11 protein-coding genes and 1 pseudogene are annotated in these 17,085 nt (G+C 68.3%); 2 read left to right on the top strand and 10 right to left on the bottom strand.

Annotated features, from left to right (window positions below):
* Positions 1–270 precede the first annotated feature (270 nt).
* The 5 genes from C7M71_RS00135 to C7M71_RS31180 all read right to left on the bottom strand — a co-directional run bounded on the left by C7M71_RS00135 (position 271) and on the right by C7M71_RS31180 (position 9,851).
* A complete protein-coding gene (locus tag C7M71_RS00135; protein ID WP_111489405.1) occupies positions 271–1,236 on the bottom strand; it encodes a hypothetical protein in 966 nt (321 codons plus the stop codon).
* 277 nt (positions 1,237–1,513) lie between these two features.
* Positions 1,514–3,742, bottom strand: coding sequence for a DEAD/DEAH box helicase (locus C7M71_RS00130; protein WP_407675841.1), 2,229 nt, complete (start codon positions 3,740–3,742; stop codon positions 1,514–1,516).
* Between the two features lie 140 nt (positions 3,743–3,882).
* On the bottom strand, positions 3,883–7,032 hold the full coding sequence (locus tag C7M71_RS00125) for an ATP-binding protein (RefSeq protein ID WP_111489406.1): 3,150 nt from the start codon (positions 7,030–7,032) through the stop codon (positions 3,883–3,885).
* Between the two features lie 545 nt (positions 7,033–7,577).
* Positions 7,578–9,431 carry an AAA family ATPase gene (locus C7M71_RS00115; RefSeq protein WP_111489408.1) on the bottom strand — a complete coding sequence of 618 codons (1,854 nt, stop codon included), beginning with the start codon at positions 9,429–9,431 and terminating at the stop codon, positions 7,578–7,580.
* A gap of 45 nt (positions 9,432–9,476) precedes the next feature.
* Positions 9,477–9,851 carry a KTSC domain-containing protein gene (locus tag C7M71_RS31180; RefSeq protein ID WP_229758423.1) on the bottom strand — a complete coding sequence of 125 codons (375 nt, stop codon included), beginning with the start codon at positions 9,849–9,851 and terminating at the stop codon, positions 9,477–9,479.
* 282 nt (positions 9,852–10,133) lie between these two features.
* Here C7M71_RS31180 and C7M71_RS00105 point away from each other — a divergent pair, with 282 nt between their 5' ends.
* Positions 10,134–11,255 carry a tyrosine-type recombinase/integrase gene (locus C7M71_RS00105; protein ID WP_229758422.1) on the top strand — a complete coding sequence of 374 codons (1,122 nt, stop codon included), beginning with the start codon at positions 10,134–10,136 and terminating at the stop codon, positions 11,253–11,255.
* 121 nt (positions 11,256–11,376) lie between these two features.
* Here C7M71_RS00105 and C7M71_RS00100 read toward each other — a convergent pair whose 3' ends face one another.
* From C7M71_RS00100 to C7M71_RS00080, 5 genes are all read right to left on the bottom strand, one after another.
* Positions 11,377–11,733: a hypothetical protein gene (locus C7M71_RS00100; RefSeq protein WP_111489409.1), complete on the bottom strand. Its 357-nt coding sequence runs from the start codon at positions 11,731–11,733 to the stop codon at positions 11,377–11,379.
* The gene (locus C7M71_RS00095; RefSeq protein ID WP_111489410.1) at positions 11,730–14,138 is read right to left on the bottom strand and encodes a Mu transposase C-terminal domain-containing protein; all 2,409 of its coding nucleotides are present in this window, start codon (positions 14,136–14,138) and stop codon (positions 11,730–11,732) included. Before C7M71_RS00095 ends, C7M71_RS00100 begins: the two co-directional genes overlap by 4 nt.
* On the bottom strand, positions 14,135–14,836 hold the full coding sequence (locus tag C7M71_RS00090) for a TnsA-like heteromeric transposase endonuclease subunit (protein ID WP_111489411.1): 702 nt from the start codon (positions 14,834–14,836) through the stop codon (positions 14,135–14,137). The genes C7M71_RS00095 and C7M71_RS00090 overlap by 4 nt, the downstream gene beginning before the upstream one ends.
* A gap of 135 nt (positions 14,837–14,971) precedes the next feature.
* A complete protein-coding gene (locus C7M71_RS00085) occupies positions 14,972–15,568 on the bottom strand; it encodes a hypothetical protein (protein WP_114914109.1) in 597 nt (198 codons plus the stop codon).
* Positions 15,565–15,975, bottom strand: coding sequence for a TniQ family protein (locus tag C7M71_RS00080; protein ID WP_111489413.1), 411 nt, complete (start codon positions 15,973–15,975; stop codon positions 15,565–15,567). Before C7M71_RS00080 ends, C7M71_RS00085 begins: the two co-directional genes overlap by 4 nt.
* A 557-nt stretch (positions 15,976–16,532) precedes the next feature.
* On the opposite strand from C7M71_RS00080, the pseudogene C7M71_RS33040 reads away from it, so the two are divergent.
* A pseudogene (locus tag C7M71_RS33040) lies at positions 16,533–17,072 on the top strand (DEAD/DEAH box helicase family protein); the annotation flags it as partial.
* Positions 17,073–17,085 lie beyond the last annotated feature (13 nt).

Genomic DNA, 17,085 nt, shown 5'->3' with positions numbered 1-17,085 from the left:
CTATGGCTATCGGAGCTGCCAGCTCTCTCACAGAGGTGGCCACTCGTGACCGAGATCCGCCGTATAGGGCGAACGACCGGCGAACCTGGGCTATAGGCGCAGAACGGGGGACGGAGATGGTGACGGACAGAGGTCAGAGTGCCCCGGTCAGCGGGGCCTGCTCAAGGATCACCGCCGAACGTGGTGAGAGTCTGTGTCCCGGCCGCCATACACGCGAGGTGGTCCGGGCTGGCTGTCTACGCTGGCGCCGCGAGCGGACCCGCGCCCATGCTAGGGGTGACGGCCCGTCTCCTGCGGCGTCTGGAGGTCGTGCACGAGGGAGCGCAGATTGACGTGAACCAAGGCGCGCGGGGTGTTGAGCCCGCGCGACGCCTGCTGGAGGAAGACGCCGGTCTTCTTCTCCGCGACGACGTGGTCGGCATAGCCTGCGGCGCAGGCAAGGTAGAACAGATCATTTAGGTCGTTGCGTACCCACTTGTCCGATGCGTTGCGCAAGCGGGCCTGGGTGATCTCCAGTACTCCGCCGTTGAAGGGCAAGCGAGCAAAGAAGTCGACCACCGTTTCCTCGTTCAGGAGAGCAGAGGCGTTCTCGCTGCTGATACCAGCGATCAGGAGTGCCTGGGCGATGTCTCTGCCCTGATCACCCAGCATGTGTGCGGCCGTCACCAGACGTATGCCGCGATCTCCTGGATGGTCCCGCATGTACTGGGCGAGCGTCGAGAGGGTAGCGGCCCATCGCTCGATGACCGCATTGCTGGCGGCCAGTTCCTCCGGAGAAAGCGTGTCCTCCAGCAGGGCGCTTGCCCAGGCCACCTGCCAGGAAAGGCCGGCCGGGCGATGGGCGGCGGTCGGCGCGGCAGCGCTGATCGAGGGCGTGTAGTTGAAGAAGGGGGAGTTCGCGGCGGTGGTGAAGACGTCCGTTGCCGTCAGCTTCGTCCCGCTGAACGCGCCCACCAACTCGTACCGTCGGACGACCAGCGGATTGAGCATGTGCCACCCGCCGTAGCCGTCCAACATGGCTCGTGCGAGCCGACGACGGCTGGACTTCAAGCCGCGGTGAGCGGTCTCTACGAGGTGGGCCATCGACAGCGGCAACCGGACCTGCCCGGTCGCGGCCAACTCCCACAATGCAGTGGCGGCTTCGCGCTCCTCAGCCTTTTGGATCTTCTCGGGCGCAAAGCGTGCCCGCGCCATCGTGATCCAATGATTTTGATCCAGGTAGATGACCTTAGACACTGCGCCTCACTCCGTGTGCCTGGGATGCCCGTGCCGGGTTGCACAAGACAGACCAGTAGGGCGGCAGCCGGGTTGTACGGTTTCTCCCCCCGCTCTGCATCGTGTCTCCGGCATGCTGACCGCCCACCGTGCAGCACGCAAACACCCCCGGCAAGCACGCACTGGGGCATGGCGCAGCACAAACGCCGCGAGTTCCAGCTGCCACGGCGCGTTGCGGAACTGACGGAACCCCTCGCTGAGCGGCGTAGCCGCAGGCAGTTGCGGCTGACCTCCGGCTCTACGCCCACCTCACGTCCAGCTTCCGTAGTGCGTCCAGTTGTTCTGCGGTGAGCTTGTCGCGGCGTTGCTTCTGGTTGGAGTACCAAATCCCCAGCGCCAGGTCGTGCTCCTGGCCGTCGATGACGACCTTCTCCCGGTGAGTCCGCTTCACCGAGGACTCTCCTTCGCGGGCGATGTACTGGGCGAGGGCTGCCAGGCCGCGCTGGAATGCCTGCTGTGCCTTGCTCGGACCCTTCGTCGCGGACGTCGTCGCCGGGGCGATGGCCACGGGGAGGGTCGCGCCCCGCACGCCCAGCGCCTCCAGGCGCTCGCGCTGCTCGGGCATCAGCTGCGCCCACGTGCCCGGCTCCTGCTGCCGCCACCGCCACGTGCCGATGTCGTCGCCCTCGAACGTGACGCCGGGCGCGATGTAGGGCAGGACGCCGTCGGCGTCGACCAGGTCGGCGAGCACCCGGAAGTGGCGCTGCCAGCTAAGCGGCCACGGGCAGTTCCAGTCCGGGTCGACCGCCGCCAGCTGCTCCGCGCGCTCCGCCGCCCGCTTCGGGTCCTTCCCGAGGCCGCCCTTGCGGCGCAGGTTGGCCATGTGCTGTCCGATGGGCACCATCGCCTCGCCCTCACCCCAGATCGCGTCCTGCCGCGGCGCGAGGTGCCCGGAGGCCCGCCGGTAGGAGCGCAAGGCGGCCAGCTTGGCCTCCCACGCCTCCTCGCCCGGTTCCCAGAGCATCCCGGCCTCCGGCGCGTCCAGCAGCGTCTTGCGCCGCTTCTCGAGTTCGCCGGCGCGCAGGGCCTTGCGCTGCTGGTGCACCCACCGCCCGAGCGGGAAGTCCTTCGTGACGCCGACTTCGACCTCGACGTCGTAGGGGACGGCGTGGACGCCGGTGATGCCGTTCTCCGCCCGCCAGCGGATGAGGGCCTGGTAGCCCGAGAGCCACACCAGCGACTCGGGCCGGTAGACCCGGGTGCGCAGGAAGGCCGCGATGGTCGCGGTGTCGCGCGGGCTGGAGAAGTGCAGCAGCGCGGACTCGGCAGCGGCGTTGGTGTCGTCGTCGTGCTCCTGGTCCTCGCCGTCGCTCTCGCCGCCGGTCCCGACGATCCGCCCGTCCTCATCGCGCTGGAGGTGGACCTTGCGCTTGCCGCTGGTGAGCGCGCGGGAGGCGAGTTGCTCGACCAGGCGCTCGTCGTGGCTGCGCAGGCCCTGGAGGACCGCTACGAGCGGCTTGAAGCTGGCGCTGGCGACCATGTCGGTGGGGTCCTCGTTCGGCTCCAGGAACACCGGCACGATGATCCTGGCGACCTTGGTGGAGCCGTCCTTGTTGAGCCTCAGCGCCCGGCCGATGTTCTGGACGATCTCCACCTGTGAGCCGCGGGTGTCGGCGAAGCAGATCGCCTCTACGCCCCGCTCGCCGGTGATGTCGACGCCTTCCCCGAGGACGCGGACGCTGGCGAGGAAGGCGCGGTGGACCCGGTGCCCGGCGGCGTTGATGCCGTTGGCGAACTGGTGGATCTTCTCGCGCCGTTCGGCAACGGTGTGGTCGCCGCACAGCCACGCCGACCACACCCGGTCCGGCGGGACGTGGCGGCCGGCCTCCAGCTCGTAGAACTCCGCGTCGATCGAGGACTTCGGGAGCTTGTCGGCGGCGGCCAGATCGGCGTCGGAGGCGTCGTTCAGGTACAGCTCGGCAGCCGTCTCGGGCAGCTTGTCCGCGAACGCTCGGGCCTCTTCGACCTTCTGGTGGAACGTCATGACCGTACGGAGGTTGTACGCGGCGGCGTGCTCCAGGAGCGCGGTCTGCAACAGGGCCAGGCGCCGGCCCCGCTGCGCCTCCTCCGACTCCCCGAGGACAGGCGAGGGATCGCGGATCTCCAGGACGTCGATCTCGAATCCGGCAAGGATTTCGCGCTCGATGGCCTCGCTCAGACCGAGCTCTGCGAGCCACGCGCCGTAGGTGCCCTCCGGGTCGTCCGACATCGTCGCGAGCTCCACATCCTGGCCGTCCGCGCCCTTCTGCGGGCGGGCCGCGGCGAGGATGCGCGGGGTCGCGGTGAGGTAGAGCCGGAAGTCCGCCGGGATCCGCTGGTTGTCGTGGATCGCCGCCCACGGCCGCCCAAGATCACCAGCGGTTCCGTGGGCCTCGTCCGTTTTACCGACTCTAGAAGTGATCGGGATGTTCCTGAGCTGCTTCGATGCGTCGCGGACATGTTCGCGACGTATAGATTGAGGTGACACTGGCAGGTGCCGACGACGTGCCCTCTGCCGTCGTTACCTCAGCCTTCAGATCCGGTCAGAGACCAGCCAGCGGGATGGGCACTGTGTGACTGGACAGGTGTTTTCTGTCGTGCCCAGCGCTGTGGCGACCAGCGTCCGGCTCATGGGATCTGGGCGGTGGCTTGGCGGACGCGTGCGCTGTTGTCGGTGCGGAGTCGTTCGGTGATGGCTTCGTACTTGAGGCGTTCGCCTGGGGGGAGTTCAGCGAGGATACGGGCCAGATTGTGGCGGACGCTGGTGTTGGAGTCCTCGGCGAAGACGCGTGCCAAAGACGGATCCCGTTGATCGGCGTGGCCCCAGCAGATTACGGCCGTCTGCCGCACGAACTTTGAGGGGTGGTTGACCGTCAGGGACGTCGGCGTGGGGGCCAACCGGTCGAGTGCGAGCATGGTCTGTGCCTGTAGCCAGCCGTGGCCTCGTTCTTGTTCGGCATGGCTCAGGTGCGGGAGCAGGCGCTGTTGGACGCGCATGGCTTGCTCGGTGGTGTTGGCGAAGACCGCGGTCGCGTACAGGATCTCTGCGGGCAGACGCCGGTCTCCTTGAGCATTGATCTTGTATCGGCTCAGAGGGTGCTGGGTGCGTCGGTCGAAGGCGTCGACCGGGTGTTCTCCCGGATTTGGGTACAGACCCATGAGCCGTTTGAACATGTCGTCTCGTACGGGCGCCGGCAGGGTTTCAGCGAGGATGGACAGTGCGCGCACGGCCTCGGAGCGCCGGTCGGCTGTGTCGTTGAGGTCTTGGGCCCACAACAGCAGGTGTGCTGCGACGCGTTCACGCAAGAGTCTGATCGGCTCACCTGCGTCCACGGTGCTCTGGCCCTCGCACGCTATGAGGAAGGCCGCGCACTGCCGCGCGACGGTTCCCATGGCATAGAAGGGGCGGACGGTCCCGACCGGTTCGGCCAGCACGGTGTCGGCCAGTTCCCGCGCGGTCTCAGCGACAGAGGGGTCGTCCACCCGCCAGTCGGCCAGGACGGCGGTGGCTCCGCGGTGGCCCTGCTGCGCCCGTTCGCGTACCGCTGGCACGGCCGACGGCACGTGGGCATGGAGGCCGGCAAGCAGACTCTCAGCGCCGTTTACATCGAGCTTCCACGCGTCCATCAAGGCTTGGATGGCTCGGTCCGCTACAGGCAGTTCAGCCTTGATACAGGCACCGAGGAAAGCCAGCATCTGTTCATCGATGTGCCGGGAGATGTTCGGCTCTCTGGGAATACATTCAATCAACAAGGGCAGCACCTGTTGCGCTGACGTTGCTGGCAGTCGCTCATCGAGCGCTCCCAGCGCTCCGAGAGCCTGCATGACCGGATGAAGGCCCGCCAGCTCCGACTGCAGGCCCGTGATGACGATGTCCGTCAGGCGGGCAGCGATGCCTGCGACAGCATCATCAGGAATGAGATCCGCCTGCTGGCCGATCACCGCTGCGGCTGCGCTGCATACCCACCGTGCACGCACCTCCAAGAGGTCGCATACGTCGAGAAACTCGCAGGCCGATTCGGTGGCGGAGAGTGCGTCCTTTCTGCGGCCGGCAAGGACGAAGTGACGCACGGCGTGCTTCGTTTCTCCGGCGCGGTTGAAGACTTCGCCATAGCGCTGGTGGGCGAGGTTCTCGTCTGTCAACGCACCGGAGATCCGGTCCTGCCACAGCCACTGGTGCGCGGCTCGTGAGGCGTCCGGCAGTTTGTCGTCGACCAGGGCTTCCAGCGCGCTGACTGCCGGGTTGAAGGAGAGGTCGATGAGGCGCGCGCCCTTGGCGCCGACCGTGCGGGCCGAGAGCATGGCTTGGGACGATTCCCTGAATCCGACGTTGTACTGGTCGGACAGATAGGAAATGGACCGCAGGGCGTGCCGGGCATCGCCTCCCAGGCCCTCTCGGGTAGCGGCCAGTACAGCGCGCCGGTAGGCCTCGATGGCTTCGCTTCCGAGGTCGGCCAGGGCCAGGGCGCGTCCGCGGCGCATGTGCACCAGGACCGCGTGCCGTTCCGGTATGCGGCCGCTCAGAGCGCGCCGGTCGAGGTCGGCATAAGACTCTTCCGGGCTCTGTCCGCCGCGGACGGCCAGGTCTGCGAGACAGCACTCCAGCCGAATCCGCAGAAGCCCTGTCTGGGAGGGGACAACCTCGGAAGCCAGGTCAGACAGCCTCGACGGATGATCGTCGGGGTGTTCGTCGACAACGATCTGCTCGATGACTGCCAGCACCAAGCGGGCTGCCAGGGGATCGCACGCCTGCACCACAGTCTCGAGCGCGGTGGTCACCGGCGGGAGGTCGTAGCCGTACTCGAACCAGTCCGCCAGCGCCTTCAAGACCACGTAGATGTCGGATGCCGTGCCACCGGCGTCGGGAGCCAGCCGCTTCAGGTGCTCATCCACAAACATACGATCGCCGGACTCGTACCGGTCAAGCATCAACTTAGCCGCGACGGTGAATGCTGCGTCGGCCTGTCCTGCGGATGCCAACAGGTCGCGCTGCCGAGTGCGTAGCTGGCGGGCATGCCCGGTAAACGAGGCCTGCTCAAGTGCATCCGCCAATTCGCCGAAGAGCTCGGCAGCCGGCTCAGGCTCCGTCTCCGCGAGCTGCTGAGCGCGGTGCAGAGCGTCCGCCAGGCCCAGATGCTCGAGGGGGTCGTTCAATAACGCGTAGCCATGCGGCAGGGACGGCACCGGTGGCGTCTCTACACCGCAGAATGCCTTGGCCCACTCGGGACCGAAGACGCCAGCGACAATGGACGGGCGTTCCCGCAGGAATCGGGAAAGGGCACGTGCGTCGTAGAGATCGACGTCTATGTCGTCCTGATACCGCTCCTGCAAGGCGACGAGTTCGTCTTCCACGGCCGTGTCATCGACGATGCACCCTGTTGCCAGGACAAAACGCACCGTATTGAACCGACGCTCGGACCACCCCTCTTCGGGGGTCGTAGTGCGGGATGGACCGGTGAAGTCGGTGACGGCCGCACGGAGCGCGGGCGCGGACAGGGAGACGATCCTGCGCACCTGGTAGACGTGCGTCTTCCCTTTCCGCCTACCAATGAGATCGAGTCCGCCCTGGTCCTGTCCGGATCGGCCGTAGCCGCGGATGTCGTTCATCCCATCGACAAGCCACATGACCTCGCAGACCACGCGTTCGAATACAGGCGGGGACAGCTCGCCGAAGGGCAGCGCATCGGGGGCAGAGAGGGGCGGGGTGAGGGGTAGTTCGCTGCGCCGGCTGACAAGCGCACTGAGACGGATTTCCTCCGCGGGCAGCCTCGCAGCCATCCTGCACTCCTTACTCGCCACTGACCTGCGGCGCTTGCTCGCCTCCGGCAGGCACGGCGGACGTTACCGGAACGTACGCCGCAGATCTGCGACGCTGCTTCGGGGCTGGGTTGCCATCTGGTGTGGCCGCTTTTCCCCGGGACTGGGTGCGTCTTAAGGCGGGGAGATCGGGCGGAGGACAGGGGGGAGTGCTTGGAGCAAGGCCGACATGCGTATGACAGCCGCAGCCGACACAAGGAGCGGAATGCATCCGTCCGGTTGTCAGTGGCAGGTGGCACTCTTTGAGCATGGCCTTCCGGGGAAAGTGTCATATCGAAGGTATTCCGACGTACACGGGCGGTGCTCCATGGGCGGTGGTCGGGTGATACGCGTGCATCGCAGGGACCTGCCGTCTCCTGACGGCTGCCGCTGGTGTGGCGACGATCCGGGCCACCACGGGTCTCAGTGGGTGGCTTCGGCCGGCCTGCATACGTGGGAGGCGCCGACGCCGCAGCAGCGGCTGATGCGTATGAAGGCGCGGCGCGCGGCGCGTCAGGCCGGGGCGGCTACCAAAGATGCGGCCCCGCGTCCTGCGCGCGACTGACGAGAGCATCGAAGACCGTGGACAGGGCGGCGGGGATGCGGTCCTGCGCGAGGTGGGCGGCGATGCCAACCATGAGGTCTTCCTTGTTTTTCGGTCCCTCAGGGGAACCGCCCTTGAGCAGGTCCAGCAGATGCGAGCTGAACTTGCCAGCCCGCAGCTCTTCGATCTCCTGAGGCTGCCAGGGGCCGCGTTCGGCGTTCGGCCTCCACAGCGCGTTGGCTGTTTCGGCCCAGTCGTCGTTGGTGAACAGGTCTTCGAGCTCGTTGGGGGAGCCAAGGTAGAGACACTCCTGCTTGAGGTCGAAGCCGTGCTCCTTGAGCTTGTCGTCGCGGAAGACGTGCCTTTGGTTGGTGCGGCTGTCTTTGTCGACTACGAAGGCGACGTCGCGCCCGTGATCTTTGAGGAACCGGGCGAATCGCAGCGCGCCTTCGTTGCTGCCGCCGGCCCACAGGCAGATCCCGGCGGACTGGATCGGGAAGCCAGCGTGCTTGCGGAAGAGGATGGGGAACGCGGATGTCTCGGATACGCCCTCCACGGCGACGAAGAACCGCTCGTGCAGGAGGACGCTGTTGCGGAACCCCAGTGTTGTCGCGATCGTCGACAGGTGTCGGCGTACGTCCTTGTCCGCGCTGTCCTCGCTCAGGACCTCCGCCCGAACCCGGCCCTCCTGGGTACGCAGGTGCACCACGGAGGAGATGTCGACGCCGTCGATCAGGTTGAGCGAGTGCGTCGCGACGATGACGCGCGCGTTAGGCCGCGAGGACTGCAGTTGGAGGAGCGCCATGATGCGCCGCTGATGGGAGTAGTCGAGGTGGGTGTCGGGCTCGTCGTAGACGAACAGGACATCCGACTCGGGCGTCTGCGTGGCGTCGTGCTGCCCCAAGAGTTCGTTGCTGCTCTCCCACAGGGCCAGCGAGATCCGGCGCGAGCGGCCGGTGCCGGCAGACGACAGCGGGAAGCGGCGGCCCTGGGAGTCCAGCACGTTCAGCTCGACGCCGACCAGGGTCGGACGCACCTGCACCTGGGGAGCCAGCTCCACCGACGGCAGGGTGCACCGCTGCGCGATGTGACTGCGGATGCTGTCGATGTCCTCCTTCAGCGACTCAGCGAGATAGCCCTCAAGGTCCGTTACCCGCTTGGCCACCTCGTCGGCCCGCGTGTATTCCCGCAGCCGGGAGTTGAGCAGACTCTGGATCACGGCCTCGGGTGCCTGGACGGAGTCTCCCTTGAAGTACACCATCGTCGGCAGGGCCGCGGCCACCTCGGAGGCCGCCGGCACCCACGCGTCCACCTGCTTTAATTGCTGAGCCAACGCCCGAAGCGGCTGCTCCCAGCTATTCCTGGCACTCGCCTGCCCGACCGGCTCGACCCCGTGAACCGCCGCGAGCTCCTTCAACCCCGGCAGCTTCACCGCCGCCAGGTCACGCAGTTGAGGGTCCTGGCAGACACGTCGGTGGACCTCGAGGAACATGCCTGCCTCCGGCCGGAAACGCCGCCGGATTCGTACCTGCTCGGGCAGCTCGAGACGCAGTTGCTCCTCGGCATTAAGGCTGAAGCTGCCCGTCACGACCGTCTGGGGCACACGCGCGTGCAGGGCGGCTGTGTCGCCCTCTGGCTCCTGGAGATCGCCGTCGCCGACGTAGGTGAGATCGTGCTCGCTCAGTGCTGTTCCGTGCAGCAGGAAGTTCAGCGCGTCCAGAAGAGCGGTCTTCCCGCCCTCGTTTTGCCCGGTCAGAATCGTCTGGGAAAGGACCGGAACCCCGGCGACGTCCGCAAGGCAGCGAAAGCCCTCAACGGAAACGGAACAGATCTGCACGCGTGCCTCAACTCGACGACGATGGACGGGACCTGGATGGGTGCGTCAGCCCGAGACACGGCGGTAGACGTAGCGACCCTTGACGAAGCGAGCCAGGAATCTGCCCTTGCTGGGAGCCGCCATCAAGGCCGTATGCACGTCCGCCGGCACGTCGACGTAGCGGTACACCCCTCCGCTGTGAAAGGCGACCTCAAGCACACGCTCCTGCTGGCTGTAGCCCACCGACCGGACATTCGAGGAGCGAACCTGCTCGTGCAACAAGGCGCCTCCTGCGGCCAACGTGTCAGGCGTTGCGTGATCGACCGATAGTAGCGCCGCCCGGGCGGAGTTGGCAGAAAACGCCCGCCCTCGACCCGTCCCGGCGCTCGGGACGAATGCACAGCGGCTCATCGGCGTGAACGCGGAGATCTGGCCGCTCACCCGTCGTGCTCAGGGCCACGCTTGCCCCTGAGGGTGCCTGCCGCCAACGTGGCCTGAGGGGGTGTTCTGGCGTGTGAGGGTGACGGACTTTACCAACCGTCACCTGGGTGTGTGGGACGTTCGCGTGGAGTGGTCCGTGGGTGTGGGGAAGGGGTGTGGACTCGGGGCCGGGAGTGCCGCCAGGGGGCGGCCCTGGGTCCGGAGAGAGGCGGCACGCGGGTGGGTGGTCGGTTGGTGGTGGGCGAGTTACGGGTGCAGGAGGTCGTCCGCGGGGGCGGGCGGGTGTCCTACACGGTCGTGGACACGGACTGCTCGGTGGTGGCGGAGGCGGACGGGTTCCTGCGCACCTGCCGGGCGGGCACGGACCGGACGTACGCGTATGTGCTGGTAGATCATCTGCGGTGGCTGCGGTTCGCGGGCCTGGACGCAGGGGCGGTGTCGCTTGAGGATTTGCGGCACTACATGGCGGCACTCGGGGCGGATTATCCGGGGCCGTTCGGGCTGCCGTGGCGGGAGAACAAACGCCCTTACGGGCACAGCGCGTTGAAGACCGCGGCGGCCTGCCTGAAGGGCTTCTACCTCCACCTGGGCATCCGGGGCATGAACCCGTTGTTGGCGGAGGCGCTGCGTGTGACCCGGCTGCCGACGCGGGCGGATAGGCGGCGGGCGATGCTCGGGCACGTCCTGCACAGCATGCCCGCGAACCCTCTGGCTCCGGCGGAGCGGGTGCGCCGGCATCCGAAGATGCTGCCCGAGGGCGCCCGGGATCTGCTGCTGAGGGCGGTGTCGTGCGCGCGGGACCGGATGGTGGTCACGTGGCTGGCCGACGGCGGTTTCCGGATCGGTGAGCTGTGCGGGCTGCGCCTGGCCGACCTGCACCTGCGCGAGCAGGCCGCGTGCGGTCAATGCCGGGGGCCGCATGTGCACATCTGCCACCGCGAGGACAATGCCAACCGGGCCCGGGTCAAGACAAAGACACCATGGACCTGGCAGGACAACGCCGTAAGCGGCGGGACGGTGCGCCGGGCGAGCCCGGCGATGATCCACACCTACTTCGAGTACATCACCACCCAGTACCCCGCCCAGAGCGTTCACGGCATGCTCCTGGTCAGCCTGCACGGCCCCTCCCGAGGCCAACCGTGGACCACCGCCGCGGCCCGGGGCATGCTGCGCCGTGCCGCGGCCCGTGTGGAGATCGGCCGGATGGTCCCGCACGCCTTCCGGCACAGCTTCGCCACCGCGGTGCTGGACGCCGCACGCGGCAACGCCGTGATCGCGCGGGAGGCCGGCGGCTGGGCCTCGGCCGCGACCGTCGAGCAGGTCTACGGCCACGTGGACGTCCACGACCCGGTCTTCACCGCGGCGCTGGAGCAGGTGTGGGGTATGTGGTCTCAGTGGATCTGAAATGCAGTGGGGTATCTGATGGCCTCTTACCTGCCCTGCTTCATGAACTGAGAGAGCAGGTGGGTGTACTGCAACAGGGTCTTGACCTGACTCTTTGGTGGACGGCGCGTCAGATAGTGCTCTATGTAGGGCATTTGAACTGGGATGTTTCAGGAGCTGCAACTGTGCTCCAATGCCCATGAGCCCGGCGGCCTCTGCGTGAGCGGTTGGCCCGTAGGATCCGGCGGGCGTCGATCAGGCCCCGCCACAGGTCGTCGGTGTCAACGGGCAGCATCTCGCCGTGGTGGAGCATCCGCGGGTCGTTGTCGCGGACGGGTGTGCCCAGCGGTGCGCAGTCCTGCAGGTCGGGCGCGGCCAGGATGTGGTGGGCGAACTCGTTCCAGCCTTCCTTGGTGGTGAGCCGGGCGGGCCGGTAGGCGCCGGTGACCGCGATGCCGTGGGGGAGCGGAGTGGACCGGATCAGGTCCAGGCGGTTCATGCGGGCTCCTTCGACGGGTCATCAGGGACAGGGGTGCCAGTGGGCGGCCGGCTGTCGGCCCGGGGCGGAGCGGTGAGGTTTCGGAACAGGCCTGCGGCGCTGGCGGCCAGTCGAGGCCGGGAAGCTCTGGCCCGTTTGTCGGGGGAGCCGAGTCCAGGGGTTTCGTCGTCCGGGGTGTCTGCGGCTGCGGCGGGTGCGGGCGTCTGCCCGGAGGCGGGTGCGGCGGCTGTGGAGACCGTCGGTGGCGTCGCGGGCGACCACTGGCCGGGGAACAGGTTCTTCACCGACGCGTCCAGCACGCGTGCGGCTGCCACGGTCTCCGGGGTGGGGAGTGTGATGCCCTCGTAGGGGTCGACCTCGGGCACTCGCACCGGCAGGTCGGGACCGGTGAACGGGGCAGCGGGCCGTGGGCGTCGCCCTGTCCTGTCCGGGGCGGGCTGGTCCTTGGGGCCGCGGCGGGCGCGCTCGCGCAGTTCCCGTACCGCCTGGGCGATGGCCTGCTGCTGCTCCTTGGTGCTGCCCCGGGCCAGGTGGTGGGCGGTTGCGACCTCCCACTCATACTGGGTCCACTCGTCGCCGATCTGCTTCTGGTGGATGAACTCGGCCTCGGCCCACTGCCCGTCCCGGTGGTCGTACAGCCACACGTACCGCGGCACGTAGGGGTGGTGGCGGATCTCCCAGCGGTGTCCCTGTCCGGTGATGCCGGTGTGCAGCCGTGCGTAGGCCTGCAGGGCATCGCTGTTGTAGGTGCGGTTGTTGATGGTGACGCCCTTCTCGGTGATTACCCGGCGCTCGCACAGCAGCAGCTTGCGGTTCTGCTCTGCGCTCAGCGGCAGCGGCACCTGTCCCTCGCAGGCCACCAGCACCGAATACATCTGGTTTGGGGTCAGCTTCATGCCCGGCAGCAGGGGGCTGCGGAGCCCGTCGTGCGGGGTCTGCTGCCAGCGCAGGGCGATCCACTCGTCCAGCAGGTCCTGCAACTCGTTGATGCTCCACAGTGGCTGCTGCGCGACCAGCTTGCCGCGCTTGGCCAGGCTGGAGCCGGTGTAGCCGGACACGTACTGGCAGAACATCTTCTTGATCGCCGAGAACGTCGACTCGATGACCGCCTTGTCGGTGGGGGTGCGCTCCCGCGCGGGCCTGACCGAGATCTGCAGAGAGGTGCACACGTCCACGAAGTGCTCGCTGCGGTAGATCGACCCGTGGTCGACGACGACCATCTTGGGACGGATCACCGGGCGGGCGGCCGCGCCGGTCATCCGCGGATCGCAGGCCACCAGGTCCGCGTAGGGCAGGTCGGACCGCTCGGCCAGGGCCAGGGGCGACCAGCCGGCCCGGCCTGGCATCGGGGCAAGGGCCTGCGCGAGCAGGAGCGTCGCGTCGAATGTCCGGGTGGCGCGCCCGCCGAGCCTGCGGCCGCGCGGCCCCCGGCCCGGGCTCTTGGGCACGATCATCGCGCCGATGATGCTGCGGGTGGCCACGTCGATGGCGCAGGTCAGCTCCGCGCTCACGGTGAATCCGTCGTCGCCGACCGCCAGGATGTCCAGGCCGGTGGAGTCGATCTGCACCTGCTCGCCCAGCATCGTCGCCGTGGTCGGTGTGAACGGCGACGCGGGGGAGTTCTCCTGGTCGAGTCGGTTCCGTACCGGGGCCTGCAGATAGGCGGCGGAGATCCCCAGACGCTTGATCAGCCGGTAGAACGTCGCCGGTGAGATTGCCAACTTCTTGTACTCGGAAGGGTGTTCTGCGTGGAGAGCGGTCAGCAGCCGCTCGTAGACCCGGTTCGCCCATCCCGAGGACTCGCCGACCGCGAGCTTGACTTCGCGCAGCAGCAGCTGGATCACCCGCTCGTCGGTGCGGACCTGCCCGATAGCGAGCCGCGCGAGCCCGGCCACGCCTTGGTCCTGGTAGGCCAGGAACTTGCGCCGGATGGTGCTGTTCGACACACCGCGCCAGCCCAGTGCTGTCAGCTCCGCCGCTTTGGCGGCGAACCGCTCCCGCTGCGACCTCGTCGTCTCGTAGGCGGAGCGCGGCTTCGTGCCTGCTGCTGAGTCGGGCGGGACTCCGTCGCGCAGCTCGACCAGATGCCATTCCCACGCGCGGATCCGCTCGCGCCTGCCCTGATCAAGCACGTCGAGGATGTCCACGTCCGGGACCTGCTGCAGCGGCCTGGGCGCGCCGACCGCGTCGAGGACCGCGAAGTCCGCAGCACCGGTCAGCACCTGGAGGAGCACGGCGGCCGACCTGCAGGGCTCCTGTTCGCACAGCAACTGCACGCTGGGGCCCCGGACACCGGCGACCACGTACTCCTCGCCGTCGAACCGGACCCGCTGGCCGGGCTCGAGAGCGCACACGGCCGCCGAGCTCTCGGCAAGTGGCGGTGTGCTGTCCTGGGTGACGGTCACGTGTCCTCCGTACTGGTCCACACGGTCGATGTCGGCAGTAGCGGCCGGCTCCAGTCGGTCATCAGGTCACCGGTCCAGAGCAGGTGGTAGGCACGGGAGTTGCTGCCCGGCAGTAGGCCTGCGGCTGCCACGCCGTCCTGGAGTGGGCGCGGCACGCTGAAGGTCTTCCGTAGTGCGGTCCGTACCTGGGGGTCGCCGAACTCGGGGAACCTGAACGCTGCGGCGCGTTCCAGGCTGGCGATCCGGATCCCGTCAGGCGGCCCGAGCTCGCGCAGGGCCCACCCGGCAGCTTCAGCAGCCACCTGCAATGCCTCGCGTTCGTACCGCCCCCGAGTTCCGGGCCGGGCCGGGTGGACGACCGCCAGGCGCCGCCCGGCGCAGGTGCGGGCGAAGAACACCGTTGCCACCGTGCCTCGTTGGTCCTCATGCTGCCATCGCAGCCGCACCCGGGACGCGGCGAAATCCGCAACCGACGGATCGAAGTCGAGGAACACGGCGCCTCGGCGCTCCACCTCCGTACCGCACTCCACGAGAGCGCCGGTGGTGGATGCCCACCACCCCGTCGCGATGCCCTGCCGCCCCGGATAGGTCGCAGGGATCGACGACAGCGCCTCCTCCAGCACCTCCCCGCGCAGGACTCGCGGATCAACCCACGACGCCCCGTCCTCGCCGGAGCTCACCGAGGCCCAGACATCCACCCTGAACTCCTCTCCGCCGGCTCTGTGCCGGAGCCCGGCGCATCAGTCTTGAGTACTGCCGACTCCGGCTGCTGGTACCCATGGCCGACGACCGCATCGGGCTGCTGGCCCGCTTTCTGCGCACTGCGGCTCCCTTCACAGGAAGGGCCGGTCGAACGGGCTGGCCACCGGGCCGGAGGGCAGGCAGCTGAGCTGCTGCGTCGAATCCAGCGGTGCGATCCGTGTGTGCGGTGCGACCAGCACGGCCCGCCCCAACTCACCTCTGCGCCTCGGCTCCGGGCCCGGCACCGGCTTGTGGCACTCCATCCACCGCCTCAGCACTCCCCGGTACCTGGGGCCCAACTCCTGTGAACTGCGAGCGAACCAGCCCTCGTAGGAGTCCGCCGTCAGCTCCCGGCCGAGCCGGCGACGTTCGGCCTGCGCCAGGACGCGGGCGATGCGCACGGTGTGCGGGTAGAGCAACAAGGAGGCAGCACGGGCCTCCCCGAGACGGTCGGCCATCACCCGGAGCCTGTCCGGCGCGCTCGATTCGGCTCTGCTCATCGTGCGCGCGTCGGCGAACAACGCGCGTGCGGTGCGGCCCAGGCACCGCACCATGGCCACCCGCTGGCGTTCCGCTGCCAGGATCTGCGGCCAGTCAGCCACGTCGATCCAAGGGGTCTGCGGATCACGGGAGTTGTCCGACCACCGTGCGTGCCGGGCGCACAGGTGCCAGGGGTCCGCCACCATCATCCAGGCCGGCTCACCGATGCCGCGGCGGCCGCGCACAACCCGCAGGCCCGCACGAGATAGCCGTCCCGCACCGCCCACGGGAACGACCAGGCGGGAGTTCCGTCACCGTCGTCGAGCAGGTATGCCGCGCCCAGGCTCGCGAGCGCCCGCCGCATCACCTCCAGCGGACGGCTGGCCAGCGCGGCCAAGCGCTCGGCGGCAGGACGGTTGAGGTAGAGCTCGGTCAGATGCGGCGCGACAGCCCTCGTGCTGCCCTGCCCGACCTCGTCCAGCAACTGCTGGACCTCGAGCCCGTTCCGGCCGGCCAGGCGGGTCACATAGGAACCGGTCGACTCGCCCGCCATGAACCGGACGTGCAACGGCAGCTCGCGCACCCGTACCCGATCCAACCCCGCCACCGAATCCATGACCCTCCCTCGCCTCTGCGGCCATGGCTACCACGCCGAGCGGCGCGAGGAGCAGGAACAGGGAAAAGAATCCTGCAAAGCGCGCCAATTCTTGACAGCGATCTGCCGAATATGAGAATGGCTGCCCTGGCGGCCGAATGGGAGAACTGTTTCCTCGCGCCCGAAGGGCCGCCGCCGCAGAAGGCGGCCGAAGCGGTCGGCCACCGCACGGCGGGGCGCGGGACACCTCACCTTCGGCCGCCTGGCGGGGCGACTCCTGTCCTGCCTGCTGAAACCCGGCTGAGGGCACTGGCTCGGTGAGCCGCGAGGCGGCTCCCCGGCGCCCGCGGCTCAGCCGATTCACGCGGAACAGCGACCTCAAGGCGAACCGAACGAATCAGAATGACATCTACGCTCCTGAACGCGCCACCCCGGCAGTCAAATCGACGAGAATTCCAAAGCCCGCTTGACAAGGAACACCGGAAAGCCGATCGAATTGGTGTCCGGAGCGGGGCACGAGCCATGCAGGCACGGCGACCGCCCCGCCGATCCAGCTGCCGGTCGCCGAGGACGCCCACGTGCCCCACAAGCCCATCCGACTACGCCCGCACCAACAACGCGCCGTCAGCGCCATCACCGCAGGCCTCCAACGCCACTCACGAGTGACCGTGGTCGCGGCCTGCGGCACCGGCAAGACCGTCATCGCCCGGGCCAGCGCCGACACCTACACCCCCCACGGCAACATCCTCGTGCTCGCCCCCAGCCAGGATCTGGTGGCGCAGACAGCACGCGAGTGGGACTGCGGCCGCCCGGACGAGAAGCACATCGCGGTCTGCGCCTTGCCCCCGTCCGGCCGAGGCGCCCTGTGCATCCCCTTCACCACCAGCCCGGCCGAACTCGCCCGCCGTGTCGCCGACCACAGCGGCCCGACCATCGTCTTCTCCACCTACCAGTCCCTACCCGCGATCGTCGAGGCCCACCGCCGCCACGGCTTGCCGGAGTGGGCCCTCGCCGTCGCTGACGAGGCCCATCACACCACCGGCAGCCTCGACAAGAGCTGGGGTGACATCCACGATGATGCCCAGATCCCCGCGCAGCGCCGCCTCTACATGACGGCGACGCCACGCCGCT

It is taken from the genome of Peterkaempfera bronchialis (genome assembly GCF_003258605.2).
In the GTDB taxonomy this organism is placed as follows: Bacteria; Actinomycetota; Actinomycetes; order Streptomycetales; family Streptomycetaceae; genus Peterkaempfera; species Peterkaempfera bronchialis.
The sequence above is the reverse complement of the archived record's forward strand: the minus strand, read 5'-3'. Positions and strand labels throughout refer to the sequence as shown.